The organism is Microcystis sp. Msp_OC_L_20101000_S702, from assembly GCF_007095705.1.
GTDB classification, from domain to species: Bacteria; Cyanobacteriota; Cyanobacteriia; order Cyanobacteriales; family Microcystaceae; genus Microcystis; species Microcystis ichthyoblabe_A.
The window spans coordinates 1-12045 of record NZ_SFBO01000137.1 but is presented as its reverse complement, the minus strand read 5'-3'; the positions used below and the strand labels follow the sequence as shown (position 1 = coordinate 12045).

Genomic DNA, 12045 nt, shown 5'->3' with positions numbered 1-12045 from the left:
TTACGTTTGTTAATTGGTCAACGACTCGAAGAAATGAACAAAGAGGTAATTGCTTCAATTGTTGGACGAGGTTATATCCTGGATGCTCTATCTGTAGTTGGTATTTAGAGAATTGGTATTAGGAACTCCTGCCAGTTTCTGGATAGAGCGCGAAAGACTTTATCGGGAATATTTAGCGAGAAAAAATGAGAATCAAAGATTAAAAGGTTATTTAGGCTGGTTAAAACAAATTCCTTATCGCCAGATGACTGAATTAGGCTGGCTCAAGTTTGATGAGGATAAAATAGAGCAATTACGGGAGAGTTTGAATTTTTTTGCCGTTGTTTCCCCTGAGCAATGGGAGGAGATTTGGGGGAGAAATTTATCGATTGATTTTAGAAAGTCTCAAGCATTTGATAGCGATCGAGGGGCAATAACGGCATGGTTGCGTCAAGGAGAAATAGAAGCATCGAAAATTAATTGTGCTGATTACAACGAGTTGAAATTCAGAGATGCCTTGCGACAAATTCGTTCGTTAACTATTAAGTCTATCGAGGTATTTCAACCGCAAATGATCGAGCTTTGTGCGGCAGCGGGAGTTGCCTTGGTTTTTGTTCCTGAACTTCCGAAAACAAGGGTACACGGTGCTACCCGTTGGTTAGGTTCTCAGAGAGCTTTAATTCAATTGAGTGATCGATACAAAACAAATGATCATTTTTGGTTTTCTTTTTTTCATGAAGCTGGTCATATTTTATTACATGGGAAACGAATTTTATTTTTAGAGGGGCAAGATAAAGATATTCGAGATAAAATTCAAGAAAAAGAGGCGGATATTTTTGCGGCTAATTTCTTAATTGCTCCCAGAGATTGGCAGAGATTTATCGCCAATAATTCTCTCAGTAAAAAAGCTATTAATCAATTTGCCGAACAACTAGGAATACACCGTGGTATTATTGTGGGTAGAATGCAACATGAGCAAATTATTTCTTATCAAAACTGCAATGATCTCAAGGACAAATATTGTCTAAATACGCAAGATTCCTTTTTGGTATTGACGAGCGACTCCCCAAAAGGAAAACTTCCTATCTCACCCTTGAGATAAATGCTGTAAGCGGAGATTACTATGGATAAATTTGGCAATAAGTGACAAAATTGCGATAAAATCAAAAAAAGTCAGGGAGAGGATAGCTATGCTCGATCTTGCGAAATTAGCGGCAAAAATGCCAGGAATCAGTCAACATTTTCAACAGGAAGTGACAGCTAGTCGCGAGCGCGTGCAACGGGCTAAAATTCTTTTAGAACAAGCTCAACAGCAACAGGAAAAACTGCTAGAACTCTATCATAACTGGCACGATCGCCTAATTTTCTCCGTCGCGCTACCGATCGAACCTCTCGACACCCGCGTTACTATCCTTCCCGCTCCCGAAAGTCATAGCGTTTTTGCCACGGATGGTTCCCAAATTGCCCCTTCTCACCACGAAATCGCCTACTGTTATCTAATTAATATCGGTAGGATTATGTTGCACTATGGTCAAAATTTGCACCCGCTCCTCGATAGCATTCCCGAAGTCTATTACAAATCAGAAGACCTCTACATTTCTAAACAGTGGGGTATTCGCGTGGATGAGTGGATGAGTTATCGTCGGACGGTATTAGAAAGCCAAATGTTAGCAGAAATGGCTACCCGTTGGGTAAAACCCCCTGGAGCCCATTATGAACCAAATTTAGCCCTCGTGGATGGTTCTTTGATCTATTGGTTTATCGATAGTCTCCCCCCGGAAGCAAAAGATTTAATTTTGCCACCGATTTTTCAGTCTTGGGACGATTTAAAATCAGCTAGAATCCCGCTTATGGGTTATATTAGTGCTTCTCGTAGCACGGAAAGCTTAAATTTCCTCCGTTTACAATCTTGTCCCCATGATACTCCCAATTGCTTGATCAATTGCGGTGATTTAGACCCAGAAAAAACCCCTTGTCGCGTTGTCGATCCTCTCCGGGATGCTTCTCTCTGGGGTTATTTATTGGAACCGGGGCAAAGAAGTCCTTTTTGGCGCAGTTCTTTGAAAATACTCGATCTTTATGGGGATGAGCATCGCATTTACTTCTGTTATCTCCATGTGGGGACGGAAATCGCTAGGGTAGAGGTTCCTGCTTGGGTGGTGGAGGAGCGAGAATTACTCGATCGCTCTTTGAGTATTTTACTGGCCCAGGTGTTAAAAGGTTATGGTTATCCGATCGCCTTAGCGGAAGCGCACAATTTAGCGGTGATTAAAGGTGGCGATCGCTTGCGTTTTTTTGCCCTTTTGGAACAACAGATGATTAAAGTCGGTTTACAGGATGTGGGAACATCTTATAAGGAAGCGAGAAAACGCAGTAGTATCGCTTGATAGTAAATCTGTTGAGTATAGGCTACATATCAGGACAGGCAAAAGGCAATAGGTAAGAGGCAAAAGAGGGAATAAATAATCAGTCTTTAATAACCGGATTTAGTATCACTGATAACTGATAACTGATCACTGATAACTGAAAAAGGTGGGTAATTCCCACCTTAAACTTGATTTTTGCCGAATTTTTCTAGCGACTGCTACGATCTTGGTCTAAGACGCTGACGGGGAAATTATTATAACTAACGTGATGTTTGCTAGTTTTTTGAATTTCTTCTTTAATTTGATCTAGATCAACATAGCGATCGGCTACATTAATTAAACTATCACTGGTCATTGATCGCAAACTAACCACTTCCACTCGCGCACCACGGTAACTGACGGAATCGGCAGCATAGGCCAAATCCCCATCACCACTGACAATTACTGCGGTATCATAGGAACCCACTAGCGCCATTAAATCTACGGCAATTTCCACGTCGAGATTGGCTTTTTTGGAACCATCGGGTAATTGTACCAGATCTTTAGCGATGACTCGATAACCGTTGCGACGCATCCAGAGGAGGAATCCCTGCTGTTTTTCGTTAGTGCGATCAACTCCAGTATAAAAGAAGGCGCGCAAGAGACGAGAACCGGCAGTTAAACGACAAAGTAATTTGGTGTAGTCAATTTCGATACCTAATTGCAGAGCCGCATAAAATAAATTAGAACCATCGATGAAAATCGCCACACGGCCGCGATTTTCTAGCACTTGTTCAGGGGTGAAGACTGGGGCTGTATCATAATCATCAAACATTTTATTTTTCCTCGTTTGTTTGTTAAAAGTTTAGTGTTGGGTGTTTGCCAGTTGTATCCGAAAGGACAACAGACCTTAAAAAATAGAGTTATCAAAAAATTCCTTTAGGAATCGTTTAACGGCAGTTCTAGTTTAGAAAAGATCGGTTCAGGTGTTCCTAGTTGTGGATTTGTGGGTAATCCCCATTGACAGTGTTGGAAAAAAGAGACACTATCAGGGAAGTTTTCCCCATCCTCCGACCTGAAAGTATTAAAATCAATAACAAAACCTAGTTGTTGATAAATTTTACTGCTCAAGGTCGGTATTATCGGTGAGAGTAGGTAGGCAGAGAGTCTTACTGATTCCAAAACTGCGTAGAGGACTTGTTCTACTGCTGCTTGTTGTTTCTGTTTAAATAAACTCCAGGGCGCACTCTCATCGATAAACTTGTTACTAGCGCGAATCAACGCTAATATTTCCTCACAGGCTTGATTAAATTGTAGCGCATTGTACTTCTGTTCAACAATGCCCCCTAGATTGATCCCCATATTCTTAAGACGATTATCGTTGGGGATATCTACGCCAGTCAACTGGGGGGGGATATTTTGGCAGTATTTTTTAACCATGCCTAGGGTGCGATTGAGGAGGTTGCCTAAATCGTTGGCTAAATCTGCGTTAAGAATATTAACAAATCTGGTTTCCTGAAAATCGCCATCCTGTCCTAATTCAATCTCTTTAACGAAATAGTAACGGACGGCATCGGCCCCATAGCGATCAACCAAATCGAAGGGATCGAGGGTATTACCGAGACTTTTGCCCATTTTCCGCCCGTCTTTGGTCAAAAAGCCGTGGCCGAAGACTCTTTTAGGCAAGGGTAAACCCGCCGACATTAGCATAGCCGGCCAATAAATGGCATGGAATCTTAATATATCTTTACCGATCAGATGCAGATCGATCGGCCACCATTTGGCCAAGGCATTTTCTAGGGTGGGTTCGTCTTCGGGGTCGAGAAGGGCGGTAACATAGCCAAGAAGGGCATCAAACCAAACGTAGATGGTATGCTTACCATCGTGGGGAATGGGAAACCCCCAAGCCACATTAACCCTAGAGATGGAGAAGTCCTGTAGTCCTTGGTTGACAAAGTTGAGAACCTCATTACGTCGGCTTTCCGGTTGAATAAAATCGGGTTGTTCTTGGTAAAGTTGTTCTAGTTGCGTCTGATATTTAGAGAGACGGAAAAAATAGTTTTCCTCGTCGCGCCATTCGGCGGCCAGATTAGTATGAATGGGACAACAGCCATTATCTAACAGTTCTCTTTTTTCCTTAAATTCTTCACAGGCGACGCAATACCAACCCTGTTGGCGATCGAGATAGATATCGCCCTTTTCCCAGACTCTTTCAAAAAATTCGTTAACAATTGCCTGATGACGGGGGGCCGTGGTGCGACTAAAGCGATCATACTGGATCTGTAGCTTAGCCCAGAGATTGGCAAAACTGGTGGCAATGCGATCGCAGTGTTCCTGGGGATTGAGTCCTTTGGCTGCCGCAGTCCGTTCGATTTTCTGTCCGTGTTCGTCGGTTCCTGTAATCAGGAGGACAGAATTGCCCTGTAACCGCTGCCATCGTGCCATAACATCCGCTACGATCGTCGTGTAAGCACTACCGATGTGGGGGATATCGTTGACATAATAAAGAGGTGTTGTTAAAGCAAATGTTTTTCGCTCATTCAAATCATTCATGAAATTTATTTTTTTAAATAGACGAGGCTGCCCCAAGGCTGATCCGTAGATGATTGGGAGACAATCCCTATGTTTTATGATCCTCTAATTCTGTTTTATCCTTTAGTTGTGATCTAAGTCAATAAAAACAATCTTAAGGCCGATTTTTTTTTCCATGAAGCTGCTTACCCCCCTATCCACCTCTCGTTTAATTCTTGATACCACGCGCACGAGTCTGTTTACCGTCGGTCAAGAAAATCTACCCGGCCAAGGAGTGGCGATCGTGGTAAGTAACCATCGCAGCTTTTTGGACGCGCCGATCTTAATTCAAGCTTTGGGCAAAACTCTCCCGATCGCCTGTCATCACTACATGGGAAAAACGCCGCTTTTGCGGGAATTAATCGGAGAATTGGGCTGTTTTCCCTTTGATACTCCCGAAAAGCGCCACCAGACTTTTTTTCGGCAAGCAACGGATTTTTTACAGTCCGGACGATGGATCGGTTTATTTCCAGAAGGTGGATCGCCGATGTTAAATTTGACTGCTCCTCGTCAAATTAGCCGTTTTCAAAGCGGATTTGCCCATTTAGCCTTGGGTTGTCCCGTGGAGAATCTATCGGTCTTACCTGTGGCTATTCTCTCCGAGTCGGAAACTGTTATTAGTCCTTTTCCCGTGCGTTTGCTGCGCTTATTAGATACCACAGAACCTTTATTCGATCAAGATGGTTGGCATCCCGTTGTCTTTTATCATCGTGTCAAGGTGGCGATCGGTCGTCCCTATGGAATTACTGAAAGCGATCGCTCAGATTATCAAGGTAAACAAGGAAAAAAAGCCCTTAATCGTTTAATTGGTCATTGTCAGTCGGAAATTGGCGATTTATTGCTGAAAGGGTAAGTCAGGAGGCAGTCGGCAGCTTTTTTCTTCCCACTTCCTAACTCATAATTCATAATTGATACTCCTTTTTCTTATTGCGCCAATATTCTGACTAGCTCTGCTTTCTTCATCTTGCTTAAACCAACGATTCCCTTTTCTTTGGCTAGAGTCTTTAATTCAGAAACAGTCTTGAGTTTGAGAGTTTCTTCTGAAAACTCCTCAATCACTGCATCTTGTTGAGATTGAGGAGTGAGATAAAAGACAGTTTTGAGTAAATCTAATCCCTTCCCTTTTGTAATTCCACACTTGAGGGCAACAATTGAATCTAAACTCTTCCAGAATTGACGGGGAGCTTCATCAATCCTAGCAGTAGCAGTAGCTAATTTAACTGTTTTCAGTGGGCTATTCGGTTGTTCAATTAAGAACTGTAAAGCAGATTTAATTTCTTCTCTTGAAGCTGTTGAAAGATTTAGTTTTGGGGTTTCTTCTCTTGCCAAAACTCTGGATATATTCCTAGCATCTTCTGTTCCATCGGCAATAATACACCAAATTCTTTCTAGTCCAGCCCTTTCAGCCACAGCATAAACAAATGAGTTGCCGATAACTTCATAGCGATCCTCTGATAGTTCTTTCACGATTACAGGCAGCCAATTGCGTCCACCTGTCTGCTGTAATAGTTTAGCAGTAGCTTCAATTAAAAAACTATCAGCATCGGTCCCATTGGTAATTTCTATTTCATCTAAGTAGAGATACTTCAAAGTACCAATATCGGTATATTCCATCATTGTAAAAAATACTCCTTTGCTAAGTCTTTGTAATAGTCATAAGCGGAACGATTTTTATAAACGGCTGGCACGCGAGCGAAAGCAGCACTGGCTATAATAGCGTATTCTGGCAGGTGATGAATATGTAAATCTTTTTTGGCATTAGTATATCTGGGATAAAAATAGTGTACAAGGTTTTTGTCATTTTTTAGTATTTGATTAATTTCTTTTTGGGCAAGCTGTAACTGTGGTTGAGTAATCTTCTCACCGTTGAAAAAAATTGGTAAGGCTATGGGAGTCCCATCTTTTTTTAATTTTTGCATTTCCGGCAGAAACTCCTTGATGGCAGTGGCTGCATTATTAAGGGAGAATGAATTGTTATGTTTTGTGGGTAAGAGGACAACATCGGCAGCATAAACAGCCAGCCGGCTAGTAAATCGCCAATTGGGAGCTGCATCTATAAAAATGTAATCATATTCATATCTAGCTAAGTCTAATTTTCTATGGAGAGTGGATATTGTCATTTTAGCATTATACTCCAATTCCACATACCCTGCTATTTTAGGATCAGCAGGAACAACATCGAAGGTAATTTGTCCTTTTGGATTCTTAAAAATATAGGGAATAATCACTGATTTTAGATCAATATTGCGATCAGTTAAAGCCTTTTCTAGTAGTCCATCTTGTGGTTTTATATTTAGGAGAGAGCTAGTTAAATCTCGTTGATTAAAATCAAAGTCTAAAACTAGAACTTTTTTACCTAAAAGGGCAAGGAAAGCTGCAAGATTTACGGTTGTGGTGGTTTTGCCTATACCGCCTTTATTGTTGTAAACAGTAACCGTTAGTGCTTTGGGAGTGCTGTCAATTTTTGTCTTGATCAGAGCTATAGTATCATCAATGTTCTCAGGAGTTAGCTCTATGCAAGTAGTAGCAGGAAAAATGGTTTTACCATGTTTTCTAAATAACTGGATGTGTGAACTATTATTGATAATTCCCCATTGGGCTGCTTTACAGTTATTCCCTAATAACTGACGCTTTAACTGATTGACAGTTGCCTTATAACTTGGACTATTTTCAGTTAGGTTAATATCTCTACCCTTTAACTCTATCAGCAGAAAAGGATTACTCTTTGTCTGCAAAAAAATATCGTTTTCTAGGTTTCTCCGAGTGGCAAAGTCGGTAATCCCACCGCCTCCCGTGTCGTACTGTGGGATTATCTCCGTGGTTGAAAATCCTAAATATGATATCAGGTAACGTGCAAAGTTGGTGCTAACGATCGCTTCCGACGCATCTTGAGGCAAATGCTGAAGATAAGATTTGAGACTTTTTACTTTGGGGGTGTTATCTTTCATTTGAGTTCACAAACTATAGACTAAAGTTAATGAATTACTGTTTTTTTGAGTATAACACCCCATTTCCTCAACCCCTAACCCATTATGGAAAAATTAACTAATCTCGATCGCATTGCTGAAGAAATTTTAGGTTCAATTCCAACAGAAACGGTTATCATTGCCGAATTTGACGGTGATAGTATTTATTATCGGGCGGGTGCGGGTAAAAATACCCAGGCAATTGTCGGCAAAAGGGGTGATATTGCCACGTCGGGATTGTGTACGGTGGTTTACCGGGATAGTTGTCCGGTGGTGGTGGGACAAACCCTAGGAGATAATCGCATTCGTCAGGATATAGCGGTGGCTTTGGGGATAAAAACGGCTTTAGCTGTGCCAATTAGGGTTAATAATCGGTTATTTGGTGCAGTAATGCTTTTAAATCGTCTCGATGGTCAGGAATTGACCGATCGAGATAGTTTGTTAGTGGAGGAATATCTGAACTCGCTATTCAGAAATGAGGGATAGAAGCGGTTGGGTAATCCAGTTGAATGCTACGGCGATTTGATGGTTAAGGGTGGGCAGACGGTAGAGATAGACTAAGCGACGGGTAAGATGGGCAAGGGGACCGGCTAATTCTAGTCCTAAACCGCTAATCGTAGCCTCATCGATGCCGAGGGTCAACATTTCGCCTAAAGGTTGATAACGGAAGGGTAAAGCCGGTTTATCGTGGAAACTCGCCCAAATATTCCAAGCGCAGTAGTCGGACTGTTGAAGGGCGACCTGGGCCGTGGCAGCGTATGGTTTATCCTCTTGATCGCGACTATCGGCCGCATCGCCGATCGCGTAGATGCTGGGGTTTTCGACAGTTTGTAAATATTGATTAACTTTTAGTAATTTGCGCTCACTATGTGCTATTGGCAAATTAGCGATCAGTGGGGAGGCGATCGGACTAACGGTCCAGAGAATTAGATCAACGGGGATATTGTCGATCTGTCCTTTGTAGTCAAGGGAGAGGCGATCCGCTTGGATGTCGGCGACGGTGGTTTCGAGGTCTAACCAAACTAGACGTTTTTCTAGGGCTTTTTTGGCGGTGTCGCGGTTAAATTGGGTTGAAGGGCCAAGTATATCGCTATTTCTTTCGATCAGACGAATTCTTCCCCTTTCTCCGAGGCGATCGGCCAGCTTACAGGCTAATTCTACGCCGCTATAACCGCCCCCGATAATGGCGACCCGAATTTTATCGCGATCGGATTGTTCTAGGGTTTTGAGTCGATCCCGAAGACGATAGGCATCCTCGAGACTACGAAAGGGGATAGCGTGGGTTCTGGCCCCGGGTAGGAAGTCAAGGGAAGATTGACCACCGAGGGCGATCACGAGGCGGTCATAGCATATATCGTTTTTATTGTCAAGGGTTATTTTATGATTATTAACATCGATCGCCGTGACGGTTCCCTGTTGGAAGTCAACGGGGGTATTAGCGAGCAATTCGCTGAAAGGGGGAGCTATTTCCCAGGATTGTAGTTCTGAGGTGACTAATTCGTAGAGAAGGGGAGAAAATAAAAAGTGATCGCTTTTATCAATTAAGGTAATTTGGGGAGGGTGTTGATCAGGCCAAGGCAATTGACTCAAACGCAAAGCAGTATAGAGTCCACCAAAACCACCACCGAGAATACAAATTTTTGGGCTTGAGTCAGTCATATCGATCGCTGAGGGTTTTGTTTCTTATTTTGACACTCCCTGCCATAAAATGGACGGGGAAACTTAAACCCAAATTTTCGGTAAACCAGGAAAGAAAAATAGTTTTTATTTATCTACCCAGCCAAATCGTCAGCAAAGCCAAAATTGTAGCCAGAAAAAGGATATGATTCATCCAATCATCGAAAGACCAATTTTTAAACATAATTTAGTTCCTTAAAATCGAGGCTTACTGCTCAACAGCTTACCTTAATTTCTAATAGAAGTGCTATCGGGTGCAGCCGGTTGACCCGGGCAATCTATTAAGATTAGTTAAGGGCAGTAAAGGAATCGTTAAATCAATCATAAATTGTCATAGTCCATTTCCTCCAGAGCCTAGCATAGAGGGGAAGCCTCCTTTATACCCAGGTAATTGCATGAATGGACTACAACAACAGATTATCAGTCTTGATCGGAAAGTCGATCATCTACAGGATATTGTCGAGAGCCTCAGCCGGCAAATTGCTATCCTAGCTGGGGATAAATCGAGTCGTTCTCCGCGTGAATCTTTGGAAATGGTCGGTTTTTCCGAGTTATCCGATAATAGCCTCTACGATCATAAAGATATTCTCCGAGATCACGGTGGCAAACAATCCCCGGCTGTCAATGGAGAAAATTCTTTTTCCGATGAAATCCAAATTCGCCGATTAACGGCACAATTGACGGCGGCCTACAATCGCATTGCAGCTCTCGAAGAACAATTACTCAGCTATCGCATCCATTCCTAGTTAATTTCTGCCCAGAGGATTGGGTAAACCGGGTGAGGTGGGATTAGTCGGCAAATTGGGCAAAGGATTGCTATTTTCCAGGGTGGGATTGTTAGCCTCCCCCGATAGAGTCGCTAAAGCCACGCGATCGCCGCCCACCTGTCGCAGCAGGTCTAAAACCCCTACCACTTCGTTATAACTGGCATTTCTGGAGGCATTCAGTACCATCAATCCATTGGGACTATATTGATGATAATTCTTGATTGCCTCGAATAACTGGGGGCGAGTCACCATCTGCTTTTCGACGTAGAGTTGTCCGAAATCATCGAGACTAACCACCAACATTTCCCGCATCGGGGTGGTGGCGGTACTAGCTTTCGGTAAATCAAGACTGATAGCCTGTTGGCGAGATAATCCCACTGCACCGAGAATAAAGAAGGTGAGAATACAGAAAATTACATCGATCAAGGGAATGATATTAACTTGCACATCCTCTTGAATGCGGTGTTGATCATGCCATAATTTCAGGGGACGAGCCGTAATATGGCTACTTTTGGGCTTTTTGTGGTTAAGAGATTTAGTTTCGGCCATGGGTTATAAGGGGGAGACTTAGCGATCGAGGGGTTTTTCTAGGTTAGCACTGAGGGAGTATTGTTGGTCTTCTCCATCTAGCCAACGTTGACGGTAGATAATTTCTAAATCACTGCCGGCCTTGCGAAAAATTCTAGCTTGATTGAACCAGAGTCCCTGAAAAATGCGATAGAAAGCGAGGCTAAAGATAGCGACAATTAAGCCGGTAGCGGTGGAAATTAAAGCTTCACTAATACCTAAAGTTACTCCGGCTGTGGAGGAAGTTCCCAGGTCACTCAGTTGAATATTGGCCAAAGAGGTAATTAAACCGAGTACCGTCCCTAATAATCCTAGCAGGGGAGAAAGGGCGATGACTGCCTCAAGGATTTTATCGCCCCGTTTCATTAGGGATAATTGTTCATCGGCAGCCGATTCGAGGGCAAAGTGAAAAACCTCTGGATCTGGATTTTCTAAGCGCAGGGGTGCGTAGAGATAGCTACCGATGGGGTGATTGCGGGAATCCCTAGCGACTTTTGCCGCTAAGTCCCAGTTACGGGTGGCCGATTCCATAATCCGATTTAAAATCTGGCCTTCACTGAGGAGGGTGCGACTCCAAAACCAAATTCGTTCGATAATAGTGCTAAGAGCTAAAATAGACAGAAAAAGCAGCGGCCACATGGCCACTCCGCCTTTTTGGATTAAATCAGTTATACTCACGAGTTGTTTTGTTCCTCCAATACCGGGCGATCGGGTAATGATTATAGTTTAAGGATTATAGTTTAAGATCTAGCTTAATCGATTGACATTTATAGTTCTCACGCTGACTTACAATACAGGATGATATGGGGCTTTTCAAGGGGCCAGAAGATATCAGAAAAGGGATTGCCCTGACTCTATTTGAACCTAATTGGCTCTTCTAGGTTCTGTGTGATAAGTTTAACCGATATAGGATAGATCAATCTTTGTGTCCTCTGTGTCTGGAGTGGTTCCTTCCACTCCCTCGTCAGCAGGACTGTATTTGGTGAATACATTTTACCCACCAAACCTAAGAGAGCCCCTAATTCGGGTCAGAGAAGTCTAAACCACGGTTATCTAATAGTTAGTAAAAGTATAGTCAAATATAGACAGACTGAATTCCATTTCAGAAATTCCCTTCACTTTTACTTCGAGAGATTAATTCTCCTTGGGTGAACTACGCACCTCTCTATCCCA

The 12045-nt window shown here is 42.7% G+C and carries 11 protein-coding genes and 1 pseudogene; 5 read left to right on the top strand and 7 right to left on the bottom strand.

All coding sequences use genetic code 11. The annotated features are described in order from the left end of the window. Window positions 1-109 precede the first annotated feature (109 nt). Both EWV60_RS14885 and EWV60_RS14880 read left to right on the top strand, forming a co-directional pair. Window positions 110-1081, top strand: a pseudogene (locus EWV60_RS14885) (ImmA/IrrE family metallo-endopeptidase); the annotation flags it as partial. An 88-nt stretch (window positions 1082-1169) separates the two neighbouring features. Next, on the top strand, window positions 1170-2366 hold the full coding sequence (locus tag EWV60_RS14880) for a DNA double-strand break repair nuclease NurA (RefSeq protein WP_016517180.1): 1197 nt from the start codon (window positions 1170-1172) through the stop codon (window positions 2364-2366). 187 nt (window positions 2367-2553) lie between these two features. On the opposite strand, the gene EWV60_RS14875 is transcribed toward EWV60_RS14880, so the two are convergent. Together EWV60_RS14875 and metG are read right to left on the bottom strand one after the other, a co-directional pair. Beyond that, window positions 2554-3159, bottom strand: a complete 606-nt coding sequence (locus EWV60_RS14875) for a LabA-like NYN domain-containing protein (RefSeq protein WP_002743578.1) — start codon at window positions 3157-3159, stop codon at window positions 2554-2556. 104 nt (window positions 3160-3263) lie between these two features. Continuing rightward, the gene (gene metG, locus EWV60_RS14870; protein WP_287233071.1) at window positions 3264-4877 is read right to left on the bottom strand and encodes a methionine--tRNA ligase; all 1614 of its coding nucleotides are present in this window, start codon (window positions 4875-4877) and stop codon (window positions 3264-3266) included. Window positions 4878-5031: 154 nt separating this feature from the next. On the opposite strand from metG, the gene EWV60_RS14865 reads away from it, so the two are divergent. Then, window positions 5032-5748, top strand: a complete 717-nt coding sequence (locus tag EWV60_RS14865; protein ID WP_287233069.1) for a lysophospholipid acyltransferase family protein — start codon at window positions 5032-5034, stop codon at window positions 5746-5748. 71 nt (window positions 5749-5819) lie between these two features. On the opposite strand, the gene EWV60_RS14860 is transcribed toward EWV60_RS14865, so the two are convergent. Both EWV60_RS14860 and EWV60_RS14855 read right to left on the bottom strand, forming a co-directional pair. Continuing rightward, complete coding sequence (locus EWV60_RS14860) at window positions 5820-6512, bottom strand: Rho termination factor N-terminal domain-containing protein (protein ID WP_103111532.1); 693 nt, start codon at window positions 6510-6512, stop codon at window positions 5820-5822. After that, window positions 6509-7843: an AAA family ATPase gene (locus EWV60_RS14855; RefSeq protein WP_287233066.1), complete on the bottom strand. Its 1335-nt coding sequence runs from the start codon at window positions 7841-7843 to the stop codon at window positions 6509-6511. Before EWV60_RS14855 ends, EWV60_RS14860 begins: the two co-directional genes overlap by 4 nt. Window positions 7844-7927: 84 nt before the next feature. Here EWV60_RS14855 and EWV60_RS14850 point away from each other — a divergent pair, with 84 nt between their 5' ends. After that, window positions 7928-8347 carry a GAF domain-containing protein gene (locus tag EWV60_RS14850; RefSeq protein WP_287233064.1) on the top strand — a complete coding sequence of 140 codons (420 nt, stop codon included), beginning with the start codon at window positions 7928-7930 and terminating at the stop codon, window positions 8345-8347. On the opposite strand, the gene EWV60_RS14845 is transcribed toward EWV60_RS14850, so the two are convergent. After that, entirely contained in the window at window positions 8327-9520 is a 1194-nt protein-coding gene (locus EWV60_RS14845) for an NAD(P)/FAD-dependent oxidoreductase (RefSeq protein ID WP_287233062.1), read from the bottom strand. The two genes, EWV60_RS14850 and EWV60_RS14845, sit on opposite strands and share 21 nt — an antisense overlap. Before the next feature lie 413 nt (window positions 9521-9933). Here EWV60_RS14845 and EWV60_RS14840 point away from each other — a divergent pair, with 413 nt between their 5' ends. Beyond that, entirely contained in the window at window positions 9934-10284 is a 351-nt protein-coding gene (locus EWV60_RS14840) for a hypothetical protein (protein ID WP_002793181.1), read from the top strand. On the opposite strand, the gene EWV60_RS14835 is transcribed toward EWV60_RS14840, so the two are convergent. Together EWV60_RS14835 and EWV60_RS14830 are read right to left on the bottom strand one after the other, a co-directional pair. Continuing rightward, window positions 10285-10854, bottom strand: a complete 570-nt coding sequence (locus tag EWV60_RS14835; RefSeq protein ID WP_002800076.1) for an ExbD/TolR family protein — start codon at window positions 10852-10854, stop codon at window positions 10285-10287. It lies immediately after the preceding gene. A gap of 18 nt (window positions 10855-10872) precedes the next feature. Next, on the bottom strand, window positions 10873-11511 hold the full coding sequence (locus tag EWV60_RS14830; protein ID WP_002750075.1) for a MotA/TolQ/ExbB proton channel family protein: 639 nt from the start codon (window positions 11509-11511) through the stop codon (window positions 10873-10875). Window positions 11512-12045 lie beyond the last annotated feature (534 nt).